Origin of the sequence: Arsukibacterium sp. (assembly GCF_041616895.1) — a bacterium.
In the GTDB taxonomy this organism is placed as follows: Bacteria; Pseudomonadota; Gammaproteobacteria; order Enterobacterales; family Alteromonadaceae; genus Alishewanella.
This window is the reverse complement of the sequence record NZ_JBFJPY010000022.1, coordinates 14,976-38,011: the sequence shown is the minus strand read 5'-3', so window position 1 is coordinate 38,011 and position 23,036 is coordinate 14,976. Positions and strand designations below refer to the sequence as shown.

The window sequence follows — 23,036 nt, the reverse complement described above, 5'->3', positions numbered from 1 at the left end:
TGCTAACATCGCATTTCAGGGCTTTCGTTGCCTCCCTGAAGCGAGGGCGCCATTTTAGTGATTTAAACCTGACTGTCAAGCGTCTTTTTAAAAGATTTTTGTAATCCGGCTTATCTCACCTGAGGCATGCTATTAAACTGAAACAGAGCAGCACCCGGCTACGCGCCCCGCGTGGCATGGCGCGTATTATAGAGAGTTCTGCTTTGGCCGCAAGGGTAGATCAGTTAAAAATATGCAAAACATAACTGTTCGCGCAAAAAGCAAACGATTTAGCGAAAACACCTACAAATCATGCCTGATTTTCACCCTTGCCAACCACTATCGCGGCTTTGAGCCGTTTTTTTCCATAGCTAAAAGCTTTGCTAAACACTTTATATTCAATTGGAATATATTGGCGCTCCGCTGTCGACAACCAGGGAATATCAGCTGTGTCAGGATCGTTAATATAGATAAAATTATCATCGGCAGCACATACCACAACCCAATGGGGTGCTTTACTCTTATCAAACTGCCAGGTACTGATCAGCGCGATGATCAGCTTATCTTGTTGCAAATACCGTTTAATAGCATTAACCGTAAGCTCTGTATGGTGAACTGTAACACCTTGCTGCTCCGTTTGTTGCCTGAAAGAATCATGCACCCGCTGTAACACTGCCTTTTTAACCTCACTGCGTACACTGTCACCAAACAGTAAGCCATCATTATTCAGATAAACCTCTGCAGAGAACCCTCTGCGATGTGCCGCCAATGCCAATCCTCTTGGGCCACAGCCACCGTGACCACTGGTCATAAATATGGTAGTAGCCTCCCGCCATAGCTCTATTTCATGCTGGTAAGGATTAAATGAGCCTGGCTTAAAATAATTAAATGTCATTAGTAGACTGGCTGGCCCACAGGTAAAGGGTGTGGTTTGTGCAATATAAGGAACCGGACGGGTACCTGAGTCACGCTTAAACTGGATCACCTGCTTTTGCATACAGATAGCATCAGAGTGATCTTCATAAAAGTCATGTTTTATTGCAAACTCATGATACTGCAACTTTTTATAGAGTTTTATTGCCGCTTCATTGTCTTTGCGTACCTCTAAGCGCAGCAATGCACATTGCCGGTTAGCTGCCAGAACCTCAGCTTCAGCCATTAGCTTCGCGGCAAAGCCCTGCTGCCTGAATGCAGGATCAACCGCTATTGAATACAACCGAGCAAGACTCGTGCCTCTGCGGTAGATCAATAGAAAATAGCCTGCCAGTGCCTCGCCAACTTCAAGTACCAGCAAGTCGCTACGTTTTTCAGTAATGAACCGGCGAAAACTTCGAATACTCAATCTGTCTGAAACAAAGCAACGGTGCTCAATAGATTGTAAAGCAGGAACATCAGCCAGCATGGCCGGTCGTAATCTGGTATCGTGGCTCTGCTCTGACTTAACCATAAATTTTACCTTTAACATCATTCTTAATAGCAACCTAAATACATCACAACAGTTATGCGTTTGAAATGCCAGTAAGAAATTCTGATGCTATGCTGAAAATAAATTTGCTGTCTTTCACTGCCATAATCAGTCAGGCTTGACATGCTAACAGGAGGCAACATGGCGAAACTGATAATAATAGTAGATAAAGCTCAAGACTGGGCACCTTTTCATCAATATGACGGTGTAATGAGTTTACCCGCTTACCTTAAGTGGTCTGCCAAGCAAAAACAGCGGGTACGGGTCATTAATCTGTGTCGCCAGTCACATTATCTCGGCAGCGGCTACTATTGTTCTTTACTGGCCGAAGCTCGGGGGCATAATGTAATGCCATCGGTGCGGGCATTTAATAAATTTAATCGTCATGAGATAGCAGATATCGCCGACGAAGTGCCATTGGCATTATTACAGCAATTAAACAAAGACCTGGCAGAAGAAACGGCAAGCCAAGTTACCTTCAACATATATTTTGGTGAAACAGAGCATAAAGCCCTGAAAAAAGTTGCTGCATATTTATTTGAAGCTTTTCCGGTGCCAATTCTTCGGGTTGAGCTACAAAAGAAAACCCGCTGGCAGGTCAAAACCCTGAAAATTGGCAGCGTGAACAAACTTACCGAAACAGAACAAAGTTTGTTTGGCAATATCCTGGAGAAATACAGCCATAAAATCTGGCGCCTGGAGCCAACAAACCGCAAGTTTAAATACGACCTTGCCGTGTTAGTGGATCCAAAAGAAAAGTTTCCGCCGTGTACACCCAAATCACTGGATTTATTTGTACGGGCGGCAAAAAAAGCGGCAATGGATGTCGAGCAAATTACCGCCAAGGATATACATCGGTTGGCAGAGTTTGATGGGCTATTTATCCGGGAAACAACTGCAGTAAATCATCATACCTTTCATATGGCACAAAAAGCAGAGCGTGAAGGTCTGGCAGTAGTGGATGATCCCAGCTCTATCTTACGCTGTGGCAATAAAGTGTATCTTCATACTTTGTTTGAACAACATAAAGTACCTATGCCAGACGGTATTATGTTGTTCAAGCAGGATGAAGACAATCTGGAACGGGCAGCAGATGGGCTTGGCCTACCGCTGGTGCTGAAAATACCTGATGGCAGTTTTTCACGAGGCGTCATAAAGGTTAAAACGCTGACAGAATTGCGCTCTACTCTGGATACCCTGTTTGAGCAAAGCGCTATTATCCTGGCACAACGATATACCTTTACCGAATACGACTGGCGTATTGGTGTATTAAACGGCCAGGCTATTTTTGCTTGCAAGTATTTTATGGCTCGCAATCATTGGCAAATATACAAACATGGCAAGGCTAAAACCGAAAGTGGTGGTTTTAGCACCTGCGCAGTGAATGAGGTGCCGGCACATGTATTGGATGCAGCTATTCGTGCGTGCGCACCTATTGGTGACAGCCTTTACGGCGTAGATGTTAAACAAGACGGCGAAAAGGTTTACGTAATAGAAGTAAACGACAACCCGAATATTGATGATGGTGTGGAAGACTTGCACCTGGGTAACAAACTTTACGACATCTTAGTCGAAGACTTTATCCGCCGTATTGAATTAAAAAGATAAATTAAGAGGGATGCCTGCATGGATAGCAGGCACAAAAAAACCGGCGTAAGCCGGTTATTTTGGTGCAGATGGAGAGACTCGAACTCTCACGCCTTGTGGGCACAAACACCTGAAGCTTGCGTGTCTACCAATTCCACCACATCTGCGTTATGCCTAACACCAGCGTTTTTTCGCCAGGTGCCTAACATGGCGAGCAGTATAGCGATTCAAAATAACTAGTCAACTATTGAATTCAACTATTCTGCTCGTTTTTATCCGTTCGCTTATTTGCTGAGCAAGGCGCTATTTATTTCGCTTTTTTCAGCAAGCCAATTTCCTCTAAACGCTGCATTAAATAGTCGTTAGAGTTTATAGGCTCAGGATACCGGTTTGGCCGATCTGCACTGATACAGCTATCCAGTGTTTCAATCACATAGTCCGGATTAGGATGCATAAAGAACGGGATCGAATATCGAGGCTCGCCGGCGGCCATACCCGCCGGATTTACTACCCGATGAGTGGTAGATGGCAACACATGGTTAGTTAAGCGCTGCAGCATATCACCAATATTTACCACTATGGTGCCTTCAATGGTCGTTACCGGTAACCAGCTGCCATCGCGACGCAGAATTTCCAGCCCTGCTTCGTTAGAGCCAACCAGTAAAGTGATCAGGTTAATGTCTTCATGCTGGCCAGCCCGAATAGATTCCGTAGCGGTATCCTTAATTGGCGGATAGTGAATAGGCCGTAAAATGGAGTTACCATAATCTACTTTATCAGCAAAATACTGCTGTGGCTGGCCAAGGTATAACGCTAACGCCTCTAATACCCGATTGCCTAACTTTTCCAGCTCAGCAAATAAGGTGTAAGTGGCCTCTTTAAAACCAGGCACTTCAGCAGGCCAGATATTCGGGTATAAGCTTGGGTGCGGTGCCGGACCTTCCAGCTCGCGCCCTACGTGCCAGAACTCTTTTAAATCAGGGTGGTTAGAGTCTTTCGCCTTTTCGACCCCAACGGCAGTATAACCCCTGGCACCGCCCTGCCCTGGCTTATGATATTTAGTCTTAACCTCGGTCGGTAACGCGAAAAACTGCTTAATCGCGCTGTAGGTATTTGCTACCACTTCATCTGGAATACCGTGGCCACTAATGCCGCAGAATCCAAACTCAGTGTAGGCCTTGCCAATTTCGGCAACAAAGTTATCTTTGTCGGTGGCAAACCGTCTTATATCTAACGTTGGAACTTGCTGTGTCATATAAAAGACCTGTTTTTTAGCCTAAGGAAAAAAAGAACCCTGCAATTGCAGCGCTCATTAAGTTAGCCAATGTTGCAGCAAGCAGCGCTTTTAAGCCCAGCTCGGCAATATCAGCCCGACGACCTGGCGCCATACCGCCCAGCCCGCCTAATAAAATAGCAATTGAAGAAAAGTTAGCAAAACCACACAGGGCAATAGTAACGATTACCTGAGTATGGGCACTTAACTGATCTTTCACCTGCACAAAGTCGAGGTATGCGACAAACTCATTTATGACCAGTTTCTGGCCAATAAAACTGCCCGCTAAACGCGCTTCATCCCATGATACGCCAAGAATAAAAGCCAACGGCTGGAACACATAACCAAATATCAGTTGCAGCGTCAGGTTCTCCATACCAAACCAGCCGCCAACTCCCCCGACAATACCGTTAACCAGGGCGATTAGACCAACAAAAGCCAGTAACATAGCACCAACATTAAGCGCCAGTTGCATACCACTGGAGGCACCCGCTGCTGCGGCATCGATAACATTAGTATGCGGTTTCTCGGTGCTTATTTCGGTTAATTCATTTTTTGGTTGTTCGATTTCAGGCAATATTATTTTTGCCATTAAAAAGCCACCAGGGGCTGCCATAAAGCTGGCCGCTATCAGGTATTTCAGCTCAATTCCTAAACCGGCATAACCCGCCAATACAGAGCCCGCTACCGATGCCAGACCACCTACCATTACCGCGAATAATTCTGAACGGGTCATTGTCGGAATAAAGGGCCTGACTACTAATGGCGCTTCAGTTTGACCGACAAAAATATTGGCAGCTGCCGACATTGACTCTGGCCGGCTAGTGCCGAGTAATTTTTGTAAACCGCCGCCGATTAACCGGATAACCCAACTCATCAGGCCAATATGGTACAGCACCGCAATTAACGAAGAGAAAAAGATAATAATGGTTAGCACGTGAATGGCGAATATAAAGCCCTGAGAAAAACTCCCTAAATCACCGAACAAGAAAAGTATACCTGCGTTGGCGTAACCAATAACATTGGCGACAACCTGTGACACGCGGTACAACACATCCTGACCAAAAGGAACATAAAGTACAAAAGCGCCGATCACCAGTTGAATAGCAAAAGCCCCGCCTACCGTGCGCCAATTGATCCGATTACGATGTGCAGATGCAGCAAACGCCACCAGTAATAAGGCAAAAATGCCCACTAATCCCATCATATGTTATTCCCTGATTATTATTATTCTGCCAGTAACTGGCGAATTTTTGCTTTTATAATATCGATAGCGATCTGATTTTTACCACCGCGGGTAACCACCAAATCGGCATATTGCTTAGACGGCGCTATAAACTCAAAAAAAGCGGGACGCACGGTTGTTTCATATTGTTCGGTAACCGATGCCAGACTTCTGCCGCGGTCCTCCAAATCACGCTTAATTCTCCGCAATAAACAAATATCCAACGGGGTATCCATAAACACACTGATATCAAACTGCTGGCGCAGCTTTTCATCATTAAGCAGTAAAATACCCTCCACCAAAATAACTTTAGCGGCCTGCACTTTTATAGTCTCATCCAGCCGGGTATGCAATTTGTAACTGTACTGCGGCATTTCAATACTTTGTCCAGCACGCAAGCGCTGCAAATGTTCAACCAATAGGGCATGCTCAAAAGCGGAAGGGTGGTCGTAGTTAGTTAACACTCGTTGATCAAACGATAAATGGCTTTGGTCCCGGTAGTAGGCATCTTCCGATAAAATAGCAATACGCTCGCCACCCAACTCAGCAACCAACTCCTGATAAACGGTTGACGCAAATAAACTTTTACCGGATGCAGAGGCACCCGCAATAGCAATAATGGTATTTTTGGCCACAACATCGCCTACTTTCCGAAAAACAGCTGGCGATTATCGCTAATTATGCTGCAGATAGAAATAAAAACAGCTAAAAAAAGCCTGCACTATCGTTAGTGCAGGCTTTTTTGTGCGATTTAGCTCTGGAAACTCAACCGACTTGTTAAGTTACTTAACTCATCGGTATGAGCTCTAGAGATAAGCTTTAAATCTATATTTAAACTGTTCAACAGTTTAGAAATTATAATTAAAGCCTATACGCATTTGCCACAACGAGGCATCGCCCTGGCGGTTTTCTGGCGTAGTATCATTAAAATCAACGGTGTTAAACGATACACGTTTGGCAACACCCCAATCGTCATTTAACAGGTTGGTAAAGTTATCAATAACGAAGAAAACACTCGCATTGTGGCCAGCTGCGAAGCCCGGTAATTGCTGGCTAACACGAATGTCAACTTTATTCCACCATGAACCATTTTCGCCATTTCGCTCGTTACCCATAGGCAACACGTTGTTGCTGTCCAAGAATGGCGTGAAGTTATAAATATCGTTCACATCCTCTCTAGGAATAGTGCGGCTGTATGGGCGTCCTGATTGAATTAAGCCAAAGGCTGAAAAGGTGGTGTCATATCCGTCAAGGAACTCAACATCATAAGTCAGAGCGACAGTCAGTCTGTGTTCTATATTATAGTCAGATAAACTAGATACCTGTTCTTGTGGATCAGTAAACGCGCGGAACTGATAGTTAGAGAAAGCCACTGAACTGGTCATTGGCTGAACATCTTCCGCATGATTATAAGCATAACCAGTCGTTAAGTTGATGCCATTATCCCAAGACTTCATTAAACCAAATGAAACAGTATATGAGGTACTATCTTCAGAACTATTTGTTAAAACAAATGAAGGCAAACGAACGCTGTCGTAGATCGGATACCCTTCTGGGTTGGTCCCTGTTTGCTCTAAGTCTCCACGTAATACAATAGCTTGATCCTTAGTCACAGATACTAATAAATCAGCCTGCAATACGTAACCCTGCTCAGTTACATGCGTTGTACCAAACGATAACTTAGTTTCAGTAGGAATTTTGAAGTCAGGATCAAAGTAGTTGATTTCGTTATTGGCGCCTTGTCCTGCAGATACAGCATCATACAGCTCTGAAGGAACACCATAGCCAGGGCCGGCCGGAACGCCCGGTTCTACTCCACGATACACTACGTCGTCATCAAACAGTGAACGCGAGCCGTTGGTATAACCAAAGTTTCTACCTCTCTGGCCAAACTGCAATACGTTATTGTTAGAGAAGTTATTAGAGAACCAAACGTTTGGATTACCACCACTAAAGATGCCTAAACCGCCGCGTAAGTCAGTATTATCGTTCAAAGAATAATTAAAGCCAATTCGTGGTTGAATCAGTCCTTCACCATCAAGGTTAGTACCGTTAGAAAAACCATAAGAAGCTGTGAAATCCGGATTTTCCACTGGTCTTGAATCTGTTGTATACCAGTCGTAACGTAAACCTACTTTTAACTTAAGGTTATCTGTAGGGTAAAATTCATCCTGCGCATACAACGAATTAATTGCGTAGTCCCATACCGCCGCAGCATCATTTGGGTCGTGTGAAGGTGCGTTATTGTAGTAAATAGCAGAAGGATTACCAGATTCAAAAGCAGCAATACTATTGAAGCGCAATTCTGTTTCTGTATGTTGTACAAACACATTAAATACGTCTAACTCTTCACGTTCATAACCAAAAGTAAGCGTATGGTCATTATCAGTAATGTATTTACCACGCAGAATCAGACCTGCCACATCATAATTTAAATCATTTGCGTGGCGGCTGTCATCACCACCCAGGTATACAGTAACCCTATCACCAGAATCAGGATTTTGGACTCTGACCTGAACTTCTCCGAAATTACCACCTCCGACAAGCCCGCTTTTATTTTCAATAGAAACTTGACGATTATCCAGCTTCAAGTGAGATAACCGAACTTCAGTCGAGAACTTATCAGACCAATCAGAATAAAAAGACAATTGGTGAGAATTTAGCTCTGCTCCAACTTCGTATATATGATTGAGCAGTTCAAATTCATTTGAATCACCGTCAGACGTATTGAAGAAATTACCGTCGTTGTAATTGTAAGTGTAACTTAAACGGTGGTAATCATTGATATTCCAGTCAAGCTTAAGCAGAATTTTCTCATCTTCTTCAGGTAAGCTTGTTGGAACCGGACCTGGATCGTATTGATATAACTCATTCGATATTCTAATAATTTCGTTCAAATCTTCTTGACGAAGGCTTACTTCATTAAGAGCACCTGAACCAATAGCGCCACGGGTAAAGATACTGTTTCCTTCATACTTTTCATAAGATACAAAGGCAAAAAGTTTGTCTTTTAATAAAGGAACGCCGACATTGAAACCGTAACGTTTGTCGCTGTTTTCCGGTACATTAATGTCATCGCCTTCAAGCGAATCACCCTGTAAAGAATCATTCCCATAATCAAAAAACAAACCACCTTTAACAGTATTTGTTCCAGACTTAGTTACTGCATTAATATTACAACCGGTGAAACCTGTATAAACAACATCAAACGGTGCAATTTCTACTGAAACCTGGTCAATCGCATCGTATGAAAACGGCATTCTTACCGTAGGATATCCACTAGAGCCTAAACCAAAAGAATCATTGAGTTTTACACCGTCAACAGTAAGGCTGTTAAAACGATTACTTTTACCAACACACTGCACCGGGTTTGCGTCACCACGAGTTTCGTCAACATAAACGCGTGGGTCCATCCGGATGATATCGGTAATATTGCGGTTAATTGAAGGCGATTTCTGCAGATCTTCTAAATCAAATGTAGCTGAGGGTCCCATTTGCCCTAACGCAACGGCAGACAAACGACTAGCTGAAACATTAATTACTTCAATATTAGAAGCGGCATCTAACTGCAGTCCGACTTTGAACGTTTCACCAAGTTTCAAGAAAACATCTTCTACCGTCGTATCTTGAAAAGTATTCGAATCTACGATCACTTTATAAGGACCGCCAACACGCAAACCAGACAACAAGAAACTACCATTGCTGTTTACTGATACAGTTCTCGAAGAGCCTGACGGTATATGTATCACAGTAATTGCAGTATCTGCTGCCGGACTTCCGCTAGGTGAAGTAATCGTTCCTTCTATCGAAGAAGAAGTTTCCTGTGCCAGTGCAATATTACTCGCACCAAGTGCCAGTGTTACTGCAAGCGCTATACTCTTAATTTTCATATCGTTTATCACCTGGTAGTTAATAGTAATGTTCTAATTCCGTTTGAATACAAATCTTATGTTTAAGCTGGGGCAGAGTGTAACTAGTTTTTATGTCACTTTCGTTACATTGCAATTTAACCGGGAACTTTTAAGCTCTTCTGTAGTCAAAGTGCGCCTGTCACGCAAGTGTAACATGGCTGGTCAGAGTTGCGAATAATGACGGCTTAAATTGATTAAAAAATATCAATTTTTGAATAAAGCTGCAGCATACTGGTGTTTCAGCATTGGCTTGGTTATGCTACGCAGCCCGCGAAAAACTAACGATTAACTATGCTTAATAACCTTTATGTGTGCTTTTTCTTGCTGTTTACCGGAGTAGCTATGGCCAACCACGTCAGCGAGCTTAAGGTCGCAACTTTCAATGTCAGTATGGAATCTACTAATTATCTGCCGCAGGGAGAAACCGGCAATAACCAGGTGCTGGCGTCGATTCTTACAGATGGTAACAACCCTCAGGTAAAAAATATTGCTGCGATAATTCAGCGGGTAAGGCCTGATGTACTTTTATTAAATGAGTTTGACTATATTGCTGATCCGGAACAGGGTATTCAGGCTTTTATTAAAAACTATTTAAACCAGCCTCAGGCTGGTAGCGAGCCGATTAACTACCCTTACTTTTATTATTCGACGGTAAATACCGGACAACCCAGCCCGTTTGATTTAGACAACAGTGGTGAAGCTACCGGCGTTGGTGCTGACGCCTGGGGTTACGGTTTTTACCCTGGTCAGTATGGGATGGTTTTACTGTCGAAATACCCTATTGTTCACGATAATGTCCGTACTTTTCAGCATTTTAAATGGAAGGATATGCCAGGGTTTATGCCAACCAAAAAGCAGGACGGCAGCACCTGGTACAGTAGCGAGGCATGGCAGCAAATGCCTTTATCGTCTAAATCGCACTGGGATGTACCAATAAGTGTTGATAACAACACGGTGCACATTCTGGCAAGCCACCCCACTCCACCGGTATTTGATGGTCCGGAGAACCGCAATGGCATTCGCAACCATGATGAAATCCGCTTCTGGCTTGATTATCTGACCCCGGGTAACGCTGGCTATATTTATGATGATAACGGCAATACTGGCGGTCTGGCTACAAACAGTCGTTTTGTCTTAATGGGTGATTTGAACGCGTCAGTTGATGGCGATGGTGATGCAATCAACAGTGCCATTAAAGCCCTGGTAACTCATCAGAGAATAAACCAAAGCTTTACCCCGAAAAGTATAGGTGCAGCGCAGAACTCGCCAGAGCAGGCACATGCTAAATATCACACTGCCGCCTGGCGGATGCGGGCAGATTATGTGTTGGCTGCTGATTTTGGTTTTAATATTACCGATGGTGGTGTTTTCTGGCCTGCAAAAAACGAAGCAGACTATCTTATGGTAGGCACTCGTGGCGCCAGCTCAGATCACCGTCTGGTTTGGCTGACACTTGAATTAAGCGCTGAGTAATTCAGCGCGCAATTCAAATGAAGACACAACTAAAAAAACTCTCAGAATTTCAACACCAGGTTCTGCACATGAACCGTGACTTCTTCTCGGTCATGGTACAGGTGCTTAACCTGCAAGCGAAATTTAATATCGGCATCTACCAGACGTTGCTCCAGCTCAGCCAATATATCCGATACGGTTTCATAGCGTTTTTTCATCGGTAGTTTTAAGTTAAATATTGCTTCCTGACACCAGCCGTTAATCAGCCAATCGCCCATCCGCATTGCAACCCGCTGTGGCTGTTCAATCATGTCGCAAACAACCCAATATACATTTTTCTTTTGCGGCTCGAACTTAAAACCATCTACCGTTAAATGCTTGACCTGTCCGGTTTGCATTAATGACTCGGCCATCGGCCCGTTATCGATAGCGGTCACCATCATGCTGCGCTTTACCAACTGATAGGTCCAGCCCCCGGGGCTGGCGCCTAAATCAACTGCATTTAAGCCACCACCCAATCGCTTATCCCATTCGTGTTTTGGAATAAACTGCAAAAAGGCTTCTTCCAGCTTTAAAGTGCTGCGGCTGGGTGCTTCGTTAGGGAACTTCAAGCGCATAATACCGTTTTCCAGCGGGCTATTATTCTCAGGATAAGATACGCCAAGGTAACCCTGCTGGCCGCTTAACAGAAATAAATGCAACACCGGTGCCCGCTTTTGCTCTTTAAGCAATAATACGCCGGCTTTGCGCAATGACTGGCGAAGCGGCACCGTTAATTTACGCGCCAAAGTTGATAACGTTTTACCATCATTCGTTTCAGGATATTCAACCCTTAGCTCACCACAGCCGGTTAATTCAGCAGCAACGAGCGCTTCAAGCACGGGCGCTATTCGATCTTCAGATGGCAATTCAAGCAGTGGTGCCTGCAGCAGACACCACTGGCGGATAAAAATAAAATGCTCAAATGGATAATCCCGATAAAAGGTAGCCAGGCCATCTGAATCATAAGCTTCGAAAATAACAAAAGCTGAATTCGCCGTTAGTTTACAAAAACCAAAAACGTCATAGTTACTGGCTTTGTCCTGAATTTCCGCGGCACATTCTTTTTCAAAACCAGCCCGGCAGTACAATAGTAATTGTTTCATCTAACATCCTTTCGCCAGGCGCTTATTGCAAGCATTAACCAGCTAATAATCAAAATTTGTCCACCTATTGGCGCTAAGGCAGAATGATACAAAGGTAATTTCAGCACGCCGGCACACAGTGTCCAGACAAACAGCCAGAGCCCCAGATGCCAAAATAACGCGACAGCTTTTAGCAGCCTGCCAGAACCTGGCTGACGCCCAATAACCATCAACGCCAGAGTATGAAATGCCAAGATACTGATAGCACTTAACAAGCTGCCAAACCCTTTTGTGTCAAGCCCCACCCACAAATGCATAAGTGCGGCCGCTAACCCTACTACTGCTGCGCCGTATAGAGCAGCCAAGCTGTTACTTACTGGCCAGAAGAATTTCATCTATTACCCCATTGCAATATGCTGCGGCCTGGTAAATCAACTGTTGCTGCTGTAATTTGCTGGCTTTGGTCGGTTTAAAATCATGATCTGCCGTCGCCAGCCAATGTATCCTGACATCTGGCCAGCTTAACCCCGCTAACTCAGTGCGTTTACCAAACGGATCCCGCTCGCCCTGAATAATATACAAAGGCGCTGTCAACCGGGCAAAGTGTTCAGTACGCCAGCTGTTTTTACCTGGCGGGTGAAATGGATAGCCAAACGCAAATATCGCCCTGACCTTTGGCACTTCCGACAAATTAAGCATGCTGGCAACCCGACCACCCATCGACTTTCCACCAATAAATAAGGGTGTCCCGGAGTTGACTATATTGATCTGCTCTAAAAAGTCTTGCTGTAACAACGTCATTTTCTCAGGAGGACGTTTACGCCCCGACTCAATGCTTTGCTGCATATAACGGAAGTTAAAACGCTGCGCTTTGATATTATGCGCCCCGAGCGCCTCGGCCAGGGCAATCATGTAAGGGCTATCACAAGCTGCTCCTGCACCATGGGCTAAAATTAAGCAGGCCTTGGGGTTAGTCAATGGCAACAGCATTAGTAAATTGTTGTTCAGTAAATAGTTGTTGTTCCGCTGTTACCATATCAACCATCCACTGTCGAAACGCGGTAATTTTACCCAGCTCTGCCTGGCTTTCCCGGCACACCAGATAATAGGCATCTTTACTAATCAGCACATGGTTAAAAGGTACAATTAAACGACCAGAGTTAATATCGGGCCGCGCAAGTACGTTATGCGCCAACGCCACCCCCTGGCCATGAATAGCAGCCTGCAACACCATTGAAGAATGGCTGAATATTGGCCCCTGATTCACATTAAACTGTTTAAAACCCTGGCTGGTAAACCAGGCTTTCCAGGCCCGGCGTGAGCTATCATGCAGTAAATTATGTTTTGCTAAATCTGTAGGTTCATTCAGCGGCTTTCCGCTGTTAAGCAGCAATGGCGAGCATACCGGCAACAGATATTCCGTATGCAACTTATCTGCATGTAAATTACGCCAGTTGCCCCGACCATAATAAATGGCGACATCTACATCATCGGTTAATGACCCTTCATCCAGATCCACCGCTTTAATCCGGACATCAATATCCGGATGCTGTTCACTAAACTGATTTAAGCGTGGTACTAGCCACTGAATGGCAAAGCTTGGTTGCAAACTAACGGTCAACGAGCCTTTAGCACCGCGTACCAGTAACTTTTCAGTGGCCTCATGTAACTGTAGAAAAATTTCTTTAATATCCAGAAAATAGCTTTGCCCCTCTTCTGTCAATAACAGCGAGCGGTTTTTACGCATAAACAACTTTAAACCAAGATGATCTTCTAACGCCTTGATCTGATGACTTATCGCAGCCTGTGTTACATACATTTCTTCGGCAGCCTTAGTAAAACTAAGGTGTCGGGCTGCTGTTTCGAAAGCCTTTAACGCATTTAGTGGTGGCAGACGACGCGCCATAAATTTACTTAGCTCAATAGTTAACTAGCTGGGGGCTTGTAGCCTTCAATTTCAATATCCTCGCCCTGAAACAAAAAGGCGTCCATCTGTTGCTCCAGAAATTGCCGATGTTCAGGATTCATCATATTCAGCTTTTTCTCGTTAATCAGCATAATTTGCTTAGCCTGCCACTTACTCCAGGCCTCTTTGCTAATCGACGCAAAAATTTTACTGCCAAGCTCACCCGGATATAACTGAAAATCCATTCCAGGCGCCTCTTTTTGCAAGTACTGACAAAAAACCGTTCTACTCATCAACTTTACTCCTCATTACGGGGTTGTAATGCCTGCAACTGTTGCAGCAGGATTTTAGCAGGTGCAGATAACCCCACCTGCGGTAATTGCGCTATTGTAAACCATTGTGCAGCCGTTTGCTCCTGCACCAGTTCAGGTTTTGTCGCAAGCTGCACTAACAGAGGGGTTATCCATAAGCGAAAATGACTGAAAGTATGTCGAAATGCTGGTAGTTCAAGTGCTGTTGCTACTTTTAAATCGTTTAACAGCAGGTAATCTGATCGTTGCTGTTCACTGCCAAACTCAATAAAGCCATATAGGCCGCCCCATAAACCACTTGCAGGCCTTTGCTGCAAAAGTATCTGCTGCTGGTACTGCAGCATTAACCAGAAGCTTTGTTTCTCCGGGATGGTTTTTGCTGGTTTTTTTGCAGGATAAGCCATTTGCTCACCGGCCTGAGCTGCGCGGCAGTTTAAATGCAGTGGGCACTGTGCACAGCGGGGTTTGCTGCGACTGCATAATGTTGCTCCCAGGTCCATCATCGCCTGATTAAATGCCGAGACCTGTTCTCCTTGCGGGGTAACCTGTTCAGCCAGCGCCCATAACTGCTGCTCTACCGCTTTATTGCCTGGCCAACCGGCAACGGCCGAAAAACGGCTTAATACCCTTTTGCAATTGCCATCTAAAATAGGATAGTGCTGCCCCAACGCTAACGACAAAATGGCTCCGGCGGTAGAGCGCCCAATGCCTGGCAGGGCAAGTACTTGGTCAAATTCAATCGGAAATTTTCCATCATACTCAGTCGCTATAATCTGCGCCGTTTTGTGTAAATTACGGGCACGGGCGTAGTAACCAAGCCCTGTCCACAAATGCAGTACCTGATCCAGTGGCGCAGCCGCTAAACTTTTTATATCAGGAAAACGTTGAATAAACTGCTCGAAATAAGGAATTACGGTAGTTACCTGGGTTTGCTGCAACATCACCTCACTGAGCCAGGTTTTATAAGGTGTTTTATTTATTTGCCATGGCAGCGTTTTACGACCGTGTAACTGATACCAGCTAAGCAGCTGATCTGAAAACCAATTAGCAGTATCTTTTTGCAACAGCGCTCTCCACATCCCAGCCAACTCGCGAATTGCTGCGCAGTATAAGCAGCTTGCAGTTGAAAGCCAACGCAAAACGTCAGTTGAGCTTCTGTTCTAATATCCGCATAATGTGCGCCGCAGTTTGATTATGGAGCCATAAATGACCAACACCCCAGAGCAACCAGAAACTCAGGAACCGGCCGCCGGGCAAAGTGAAAATGTGCCTTACATGCGTAAAATCCGCTCTTTTGTGCTGCGTGAAGGCCGGCTGACCAAAGGTCAGCAAAATGCCCTGGATAACCACTGGCCCGCATTTGGTTTAGCTTATCAAAGCACACCATTAAACCTGACTGAGGTATTTGGCCGTGCTGCGCCAGTGGTGCTGGAAATTGGCTTTGGCATGGGAAAGTCATTGGTTACGATGGCTCAACATGCCCCCGATAAAAACTTTATCGGTATTGAGGTTCATAAACCCGGCGTTGGCGCTTGCCTGGGCGATGCAGCGGCTGCTGGGCTTGGCAATTTACGTTTATTTGAACATGATGCAGTAGAAGTGCTTAATGATACGATAGCCGATAGTAGTCTGAGTACTGTGCAATTGTTTTTCCCTGATCCCTGGCATAAGAAACGCCATCACAAGCGGCGGATAGTGCAGCATGATTTTGTCCAGTTATTACGCCAGAAACTGCAGATTGGTGGGGTGTTCCATATGGCAACCGACTGGCAAAACTATGCTGAGCATATGCTGGAAGTCATGCAGACAGCAGAAGGCTTTGCTAACTTATCTGCTACCGGCAATTATGTTGAACGCCCGGAGCACCGGCCTCTTACCAAATTTGAACAACGTGGGCAGCGCCTCGGCCATGGCGTCTGGGATCTTATGTTTGAAAGGATAAGTTGATGCTCACTAACGCCAGCCAGATGCTAATGCGTAATATTGCCGATTTAACCGGCAATATTCTAATTGTTGAACCAGAAGCTGATGAAGTTTGCCGCAGCCTGCTGGCAAACCTGCCAAAGGCTGCAACCTTAAGCTGTTACACCACAAATGCTGCCGTTGCGAGCACCTGGCAGCACTCCTCAGCAACGTGTTATTTCAGTGCGTTACCAACATTCAACCAACAATTTGACACTGTGGTGATCTTTTACCCGAAGAGTAAAGAGCAACTTAATCTAACGCTGGCAAACCTTGCTCCTGCCTTAGGTGATAACAGCCAGCTTTATCTGGTTGGTGATAATAAGGGCGGCATTAAAAGCCTCAGCAGCCATGCCGATAAATTAGGCTTACAAGCTAATAAACTGGACAACGCTAAGCATTGCCTGTGGTATTACTTAAGTGGCTCACTACAACTCCTTGCCAAACCAGCATTTAGCCAGCACAAACTAACCATTAACAGTACCGAACTTAATATTTGCTCCATCGCCGGCGTGTTCAATCATGGCAAACTGGATATTGGTACTGCTTTATTGCTTGATAATATTGAACATATTGTCAAGGGCAGTGTTTTAGATTTTGGTTGTGGCAGCGGCGTAATCGGCGCTTATCTAAAAAAACGCCACAATTCGCTCAATTTATATTGCTCAGATGTCAGTGCGCTGGCCACTGAAGCCACCCGTCAGACCCTTAACGCGAATAAGCTGCAAGGCACGGTAATAACAGCAGATGGCTTACCGGCACAACCTGCAAGCTTTGATCATATTGTCAGTAATCCGCCGTTTCACACCGGCATAAAGACCGACTATAGTATCAGTGAAGCGTTTATCAGCCAGAGTAAAAGCCGTCTTAATGTCGGTGGAAGTTTAACACTGGTTGCTAACACGCATCTGGCATACCATACGCTGCTTGAACAAACCTTTGGCAAAGTGGCAATATTGGCTAAGACCAATGGCTTTGTTATATATCAGGCAATTAAAAGGTAAGGCAATGAAAAAAGGGGTAATGATGCTGGCATGGCGAGTACTGGGGGTACCCCTGGTTATCGCAGGAGTAATGCCGGCACAAGCCGATGTACCACAGCAGTGTATTCAAAACAAAAACCGGTTTAAAGCCTGTCCTCACCAGCTGTATCGGGCTGATATACTGCCATCTCAAAACGAATTACAGTTAATCTGTATTTGCGTGACAGATTTTCTGCCACTGCTGCAACAACCCGGCAGCGAACAACAAAGAATTGAACAAAATATGACTCGGCGCCAGTATCAGGCGGAATATAAAGAAGATCTACCCGTGATCCTGGCCATTCTCAAACGGCAACGTTAATCAGCCAGTAAGATAACTCTGCTATCGAATAAGCCAAGATACTCTTCTGTCTGCTGATACAAAACAGGAACCAGATATAGCTTATTATTCGTTACCCAATAAAGTGCATTTTGCTGAAAATCACGAGCCAATTGCATTGCCTGTAATTTCTCGCAAAATATTATCCAACTCTTTTCCTGAAATTTTAAATCGGCCGAGGCGCCGATAACTGCCCGAAATGGCATGCGTGCTTGTTGTAGAATTCCTTCAAACTGTTTGTCCAGGCACAAATTGATATGCGGATTTTTAAGTTCTCCGGCCGGATTCTGAGCGCTGATAATCGCAAAATCTAATTGCGTTGCCAGGCGTTGCCGGCAGATAAACACACTGTCTTTATAAGCTTGCCATAACGACATTTGTTGCACCTACTGGAAACAATCCAGATAACTATACCCGTCAGCCAGAAAATTACCAAACAGGTTTGCTAAAACGTCCTTAACTGCATAACATCAATGCTTAATCTGGAACAGTTGCAGCAATGTCAGCTAAAAGTGAGCAATGCATGAAAGCAGTAGTCAACACCAGTTCAAAAACCAGTACTATCAGAAGTGCCTTGTTTGTCGGTGTAATGGCGATTTGCAGCCTGACAACTTGTGTTGCAATGCTCGCTTCAACGTTGCACGATATCGGACAACAGCGTAAAGCTCTCATTCGAGAACTGCAAACTTACGCCAGTATCATCGCCTTCAATGCTCAAGCCAGCTTTGTCGCAGCAGAACAACGCATCGTAGAATCTGAGGCAAAATTTACCGATGAAAAGGAAAATATCTACAACGATTTTGCCCACCTAGAAGAAAATCGATTGCACTCCTTTGCTGCCGTTCCAATGTTTCACAACATCCATATTTACCGGTTGCAAGCTGCCTCCGATAAATTAGCACTGTACTCAATTTACAACGCCCGTGGTATTGGCCCTTATCCGGCGCAGTTCGACAAAGTTGCCTCTTTTTCAACCCCACTATCCTCTGACAATCACATAGAGTTGAGTCAGGAAATCAGAGTTGGCGATGCTCTTGCAGGTTATGTTTACATCAGAGCGAGTCAGCAAGAATTGCAGACGTACATCCAAAATAACGTGTTAATCGATCTGTTGATAATTATCGGCGTTTTAATTGTTGCGTATTTTCTGACCAGGAAACTCGATCAACGCTTTACCACACCAATAAATCAGCTAATGCAGCTGGTGCAACGTATTGCTAAAGATAAAGAATATCACCTGCGTGCTCCGCAGACTAATGTGGAGGAGTTCAATGTGTTAGGTAAAGCGCTAAACACGATGCTCGACAAGGTTGAGCGGCAAATTATAAAGCAACAACAAACTGAAACAGAAATTCGTGAACTTTATCAAGCTCTTGAACAAAAAGTAAACGAGCGCACCGATGCGCTGAAATCATCAAATCAGGAGTTATTGAATACCCTTGCTACCTTGCATCAATATCAGAATCAAATCGTCGAAACAGAAAAAATGGCCAGTCTGGGCCAAATGGTAGCCGGCGTTGCTCATGAGGTAAACACCCCTATTGGCCTGGGAGTAACCGCATCAACTTTACTGCAAGACAGGCTGACTCAGATAGAGCGGGCATTTACAGATAAAAAGCTGACCTCTTCCCAGCTGGGTAGATTTTTAAGTGAAAGCAAAGAAAACCTGGGGATTATTTATCGCAACCTGGAGCGCGCAGCAGGCTTAATCAGCAGCTTTAAACAGGTAGCGGTTGATCAATCGCACGACAGCCAGCGCAACTTCAATATGGCGCAACTGATAAATGAGGTTTTACTATCTTTAAGGCCTAACCTTAAAAAAAGTCATCATCAGGTCATAGTTGAATGCCCGCCAGAACTGATTATTGAGAGTAAGGCCGGGCCGATAAACCAAATTCTGATTAACCTTATAATGAATAGCCTTATTCACGCCTTCGAGAATACCGATCAGGGTAAAATCACTATTTCCGTAAAAATCAGCGGCACGCGCTGTAAGCTATCCTATCGTGATAATGGCAATGGTGTACCTGAGAATATTAAAAAACGAATTTTTGATCCCTTCGTTACCACTAAGCGAGGCGAAGGTGGCAGTGGTCTGGGCTTACACCTGGTATATAACCTGGTTACCCAGGCTTTAAATGGCACAATCAGTTTTAATAGCACCCTTGGTCAAGGTGTGCAGATACTTATCGACTTTCCGGTCATAGATAATAGTCACAAAAACAAAAATCAATAATACCTTATTGTATTAAAACATATTTTTATTTATTAATAAGCAGTTACTAATGATTAAGTGCCAATTGTTAACAAAATTCTTGTTAACAATTGGGCAGCCCGCTATAATTGCGCCACTATTTGACATGTCCACGGCAACTATAGTAATTAGTGCGCTATACTGTTCACAAAAAAAACATAAGGTTTAACTCTAATGCAAACACCTGTGATTCTGATCGTTGAAGATGAAGAAGTTACCAGACTCAATCTGGTTAATCTGTTCCAGGGTGAAGGCTATGATGTCATCGAAGCAGTTAATGGCGAAGAGATGTATCAAAAGCTGGAACAAAATCCGGTTAACCTGGTTGTTATGGACATTAACTTACCAGGCAAAAACGGTCTTATCCTGGCACGCGAATTACGTCAGAAAGAAAACATTGGTTTAATTTTCCTAACAGGTCGTGACAGTGAAGTAGACCGGATCCTGGGTTTGGAAATTGGTGCTGATGACTATCTGACTAAGCCTTTTAACCCACGCGAATTAACAATTCGTGCCCGTAACCTGCTGGGCCGCACAGTGGCTCAACCTGTGGTTGAAGAACATAAAAGTATTGTAAAGTTTAATGGCTGGACGCTGGATGAAAACAGCCGTAACCTGACTTCCCCCACAGGCATGGCTCGTCGTTTACCGAAAGGTGAATATCGCGCACTGCGTTTAATGCTGGACACACCAGGCAAAATCTTTACCCGTGAACAGCTTATCCGCCACATGACCGGCCGTGATTTACGTCCGAATGACCGCACGGTAGATGTGACCATCCGCCGTATCCGCAAACATTTTGAATCTGACATCGACAGCCCGGAGTTAATCAGCACTATCCACGGTGAAGGTTACCGCTTTGTTGGTAAAATCGATAAGTAGAGATAAAAAGCTAACTTATTAGGAGTTAGCTTCTATAAATTCTTGCAGAGCAGCCAGGTGCTGCTCTATTTTTAAGTGATAATCGACCAGTTGACGCTCCATGCCATGCCAGCCTGCTGGGCCCTGTTCAAACATTTTTGCCTGTTGCTGTACCCAGAGCAGACCAACTGATGCTGCCGCTCCTTTTAGTTTGTGCGCCGACTCTTTAAAGTCTTCGGGGTTTTGCTGTACCGCAGCTTCAATCATCTTATTAATGTAGCCGGGTAATAGCTGCGCAAATAGCTGGGCGCTGCGCTTCATCGCGTCTGGTCCCAGTGACTGCATATAGTCCTGCAAAGTTGCCATATCCAGAATTTGGTTCTCTGTATCAACCTCAGTACCGGGACTTAACTGTTGCAACTTTAACGCACTGGGCGAAAACAGTTGTGCCAGCATCTGATCAAGCTTGTTGGTATTTATTGGCTTTGCTAAAGCGCCATCTACCTGAATATCCGTTAATTGCTCTTCAGCCTTTCTGACATTTGCACTGAGTACCACTATTGGTATGCTTTGCAAATGGCTTTCATTGCGGATATAACGGGCAATCTGATCACCGCTCATATCAGGCAACTGCATATCAAGAAGCACCAGATCAATATCGTCTTCGGTTTCCAGCAAGGCTATGGCATCTTCGCCTGTTTCTGCGTGGATAACGCTATGCCCGCGTTGCTCAAGCAGGGCTATGGCAATTTCCGCGTTCAGTGGTACATCTTCAATCAACAATATAACCAGTTCCGGGCAGGACACCGTAGTATCACTTGGTGCACTTACCTGCTCCGTTGGTAGCAAGATACTAAAACAACTGCCCTCGCCGGGTTTGCTGGTTAAGGAGACCTCCCCCCCCATAGCTTCAACCAACGCGCGTGACACCGACAAGCCAATGCCAGAACCAACAATACTTAGCCGACGGCCATCAGTAGACTTATAGTACATGTCAAAGATGCGTTCCTGCTCAGCAGTGGCAATGCCAATACCAGTGTCCTGAACTTTAAATAGCAGCTGTGCATGATTAGCATTTAGCGTGCAATCAAGGCCTATCTGCCCGTGAGCAGTAAATTTAACCGCATTATTTAGCAGGTTCCATAGCACCTGACGCAATCGGGTTGCATCAATTTTCAAATAGGTATCCATATCGCCCTGACAACGCAGTATAAAATTCAGCCCCTTTTGCTGGCAAATTAGCTCTGCGAAGTTAGCAATATCATTTAAAAAGCCCTGAATATGGATACTTTGATAAACAATATCTAAGTCCTGGCGGTCAATTTTGTCTAAATCAATAATATCATTGAAAATATTGCCAAGGGTCTCCGCACTGCTGAAGATAGTATTAGCCCAACTGTGCTGTTCAGGCCCTAAGGTGCTATCAAGTAACCGCCGGCTCAACCCAACAATACCATTAAGCGGCGTCCTAAGCTCATGGCTCAGTGTGGCAATAAATTTACCTTTGTCCTGATAGGCTTTTTCAAGGGCCTGCTCTGCCAGTTTCCGCGAGGTAATATCGCGACCAAAACCCAGTAAGCCAATGTAGCGTCCCTGGCCATCGTAAAATGGCACTTTACGCATTTCAAACCAGAGGATCTGACCGTCCTGCTTCACAAACTCAACATCCAGGGTTAGCTCGGTGTGTTCTGCTGCTGCCTCATATTCCGTTAAAATAGCAGCCTGAGCACTGTCTTCGGTATACAGCTCAGCAGGATGAAAGCCTATAAGCTCCTGCGATGTTTTCCCCATGATAATTTCAAACATCTTGTTGCAACTGGCCAGATGACCGTTTTCATCGCGGTAGTAGAATAAATCAGGCGAGCTATCAACGATAGAACGGATCAGTAAACTTTGCTCTTCCAGTTCCTGCTGGGTTTTTTTACGCTCAGAGATTTCTTTGCGTAGCTCATCAACAGCACGTCTTTTCGCCTGAAACGCCTTCTTACGCTCTTCTATTTCAAAGTTCAGCTGTCGGATACTGTCCTGCATATTCTGGTTTAGCAGGCGCTCCTGATGAGCAGAGTCTTTCAGGTATAGCAAGGCGGCATTTAGGTGCAGCACCAGATAAAAAACGATGAGAATAACAACGGGGCTAGCGAACATGACGAGGATTGACTGGGCCTTAAGCATTGACCAGTCAACCTCCACCGCGAATAATGCAGCGTAGGTATAGTGCCCCATTACCAGCAATGCCAGCAAACTTAGCCACAATAAAAGGCCGAGGCGAAATTTACCCCAGCGCTTTATCAATGCAGCAAAAGCTTTAACCTTTGGGTGTACCGGACTTTGCATTATTCGATACCCTTTACAAGGTCATGTTCC

20 protein-coding genes and 1 tRNA gene are annotated in these 23,036 nt (G+C 44.8%); 7 read left to right on the top strand and 14 right to left on the bottom strand.

What is annotated here, in order from left to right; all coding sequences use genetic code 11:
- Positions 1-289: 289 nt before the first annotated feature.
- Positions 290-1,426 carry a peptidase C39 family protein gene (locus tag ABY802_RS05955; RefSeq protein WP_372626105.1) on the bottom strand — a complete coding sequence of 379 codons (1,137 nt, stop codon included), beginning with the start codon at positions 1,424-1,426 and terminating at the stop codon, positions 290-292.
- 159 nt (positions 1,427-1,585) lie between these two features.
- On the opposite strand from ABY802_RS05955, the gene ABY802_RS05950 reads away from it, so the two are divergent.
- Complete coding sequence (locus tag ABY802_RS05950) at positions 1,586-3,052, top strand: RimK family protein (protein ID WP_372626104.1); 1,467 nt, start codon at positions 1,586-1,588, stop codon at positions 3,050-3,052.
- Positions 3,053-3,112: 60 nt separating this feature from the next.
- On the opposite strand, the gene ABY802_RS05945 is transcribed toward ABY802_RS05950, so the two are convergent.
- The 5 genes from ABY802_RS05945 to ABY802_RS05925 form a co-directional block, all read right to left on the bottom strand.
- Positions 3,113-3,198: transfer RNA gene (locus ABY802_RS05945), tRNA-Leu, on the bottom strand.
- A gap of 140 nt (positions 3,199-3,338) precedes the next feature.
- Positions 3,339-4,286: an isopenicillin N synthase family dioxygenase gene (locus ABY802_RS05940; RefSeq protein ID WP_372626103.1), complete on the bottom strand. Its 948-nt coding sequence runs from the start codon at positions 4,284-4,286 to the stop codon at positions 3,339-3,341.
- A 16-nt stretch (positions 4,287-4,302) separates the two neighbouring features.
- A complete protein-coding gene (locus ABY802_RS05935; protein WP_372626102.1) occupies positions 4,303-5,511 on the bottom strand; it encodes a NupC/NupG family nucleoside CNT transporter in 1,209 nt (402 codons plus the stop codon).
- Positions 5,512-5,531: 20 nt separating this feature from the next.
- Complete coding sequence (gene udk, locus ABY802_RS05930; protein ID WP_213996974.1) at positions 5,532-6,164, bottom strand: uridine kinase; 633 nt, start codon at positions 6,162-6,164, stop codon at positions 5,532-5,534.
- A 213-nt stretch (positions 6,165-6,377) separates the two neighbouring features.
- On the bottom strand, positions 6,378-9,419 hold the full coding sequence (locus tag ABY802_RS05925) for a TonB-dependent receptor domain-containing protein (RefSeq protein ID WP_372626101.1): 3,042 nt from the start codon (positions 9,417-9,419) through the stop codon (positions 6,378-6,380).
- A gap of 363 nt (positions 9,420-9,782) precedes the next feature.
- Here ABY802_RS05925 and ABY802_RS05920 point away from each other — a divergent pair, with 363 nt between their 5' ends.
- Positions 9,783-10,913 (top strand): endonuclease/exonuclease/phosphatase family protein, encoded by a 1,131-nt coding sequence (locus tag ABY802_RS05920; RefSeq protein WP_372626100.1) that lies wholly within the window; start codon positions 9,783-9,785, stop codon positions 10,911-10,913.
- A gap of 41 nt (positions 10,914-10,954) precedes the next feature.
- Here ABY802_RS05920 and rlmM read toward each other — a convergent pair whose 3' ends face one another.
- Genes rlmM through mutY form a run of 6 tightly spaced genes read right to left on the bottom strand, consistent with a single transcriptional unit; the run spans position 10,955 to position 15,297 of the window.
- The gene (gene rlmM / locus ABY802_RS05915) at positions 10,955-12,037 is read right to left on the bottom strand and encodes a 23S rRNA (cytidine(2498)-2'-O)-methyltransferase RlmM (RefSeq protein ID WP_372626099.1); all 1,083 of its coding nucleotides are present in this window, start codon (positions 12,035-12,037) and stop codon (positions 10,955-10,957) included.
- On the bottom strand, positions 12,034-12,411 hold the full coding sequence (locus ABY802_RS05910; RefSeq protein ID WP_372626098.1) for a hypothetical protein: 378 nt from the start codon (positions 12,409-12,411) through the stop codon (positions 12,034-12,036). Before ABY802_RS05910 ends, rlmM begins: the two co-directional genes overlap by 4 nt.
- Positions 12,386-12,994 carry an alpha/beta family hydrolase gene (locus ABY802_RS05905; protein WP_372626097.1) on the bottom strand — a complete coding sequence of 203 codons (609 nt, stop codon included), beginning with the start codon at positions 12,992-12,994 and terminating at the stop codon, positions 12,386-12,388. Before ABY802_RS05905 ends, ABY802_RS05910 begins: the two co-directional genes overlap by 26 nt.
- Complete coding sequence (locus ABY802_RS05900) at positions 12,987-13,922, bottom strand: transcriptional regulator GcvA (RefSeq protein ID WP_372626096.1); 936 nt, start codon at positions 13,920-13,922, stop codon at positions 12,987-12,989. The genes ABY802_RS05905 and ABY802_RS05900 overlap by 8 nt, the downstream gene beginning before the upstream one ends.
- Positions 13,923-13,942: 20 nt before the next feature.
- A complete protein-coding gene (locus ABY802_RS05895) occupies positions 13,943-14,215 on the bottom strand; it encodes an oxidative damage protection protein (RefSeq protein WP_290612794.1) in 273 nt (90 codons plus the stop codon).
- A gap of 5 nt (positions 14,216-14,220) precedes the next feature.
- A complete protein-coding gene (gene mutY, locus ABY802_RS05890) occupies positions 14,221-15,297 on the bottom strand; it encodes an A/G-specific adenine glycosylase (protein WP_372626095.1) in 1,077 nt (358 codons plus the stop codon).
- A 142-nt stretch (positions 15,298-15,439) separates the two neighbouring features.
- On the opposite strand from mutY, the gene trmB reads away from it, so the two are divergent.
- The 3 genes from trmB to ABY802_RS05875 are packed head-to-tail and all read left to right on the top strand — an operon-like array spanning position 15,440 to position 17,539.
- A complete protein-coding gene (trmB, locus tag ABY802_RS05885; RefSeq protein WP_372626094.1) occupies positions 15,440-16,180 on the top strand; it encodes a tRNA (guanosine(46)-N7)-methyltransferase TrmB in 741 nt (246 codons plus the stop codon).
- Positions 16,180-17,199: a methyltransferase gene (locus tag ABY802_RS05880; RefSeq protein WP_372626093.1), complete on the top strand. Its 1,020-nt coding sequence runs from the start codon at positions 16,180-16,182 to the stop codon at positions 17,197-17,199. The genes trmB and ABY802_RS05880 overlap by 1 nt, the downstream gene beginning before the upstream one ends.
- Positions 17,200-17,203: 4 nt before the next feature.
- Entirely contained in the window at positions 17,204-17,539 is a 336-nt protein-coding gene (locus tag ABY802_RS05875) for a hypothetical protein (RefSeq protein ID WP_372626092.1), read from the top strand.
- Here ABY802_RS05875 and ABY802_RS05870 read toward each other — a convergent pair.
- A complete protein-coding gene (locus ABY802_RS05870; protein ID WP_372626091.1) occupies positions 17,536-17,934 on the bottom strand; it encodes a DUF3293 domain-containing protein in 399 nt (132 codons plus the stop codon). The two genes, ABY802_RS05875 and ABY802_RS05870, sit on opposite strands and share 4 nt — an antisense overlap.
- Before the next feature lie 146 nt (positions 17,935-18,080).
- On the opposite strand from ABY802_RS05870, the gene ABY802_RS05865 reads away from it, so the two are divergent.
- Together ABY802_RS05865 and arcA are read left to right on the top strand one after the other, a co-directional pair.
- Entirely contained in the window at positions 18,081-19,793 is a 1,713-nt protein-coding gene (locus ABY802_RS05865) for an ATP-binding protein (RefSeq protein ID WP_372626090.1), read from the top strand.
- 192 nt (positions 19,794-19,985) lie between these two features.
- A complete protein-coding gene (gene arcA, locus ABY802_RS05860; protein WP_372626089.1) occupies positions 19,986-20,693 on the top strand; it encodes a two-component system response regulator ArcA in 708 nt (235 codons plus the stop codon).
- A gap of 18 nt (positions 20,694-20,711) precedes the next feature.
- On the opposite strand, the gene ABY802_RS05855 is transcribed toward arcA, so the two are convergent.
- Positions 20,712-23,006, bottom strand: coding sequence for an ATP-binding protein (locus ABY802_RS05855; RefSeq protein WP_372626087.1), 2,295 nt, complete (start codon positions 23,004-23,006; stop codon positions 20,712-20,714).
- Positions 23,007-23,036 lie beyond the last annotated feature (30 nt).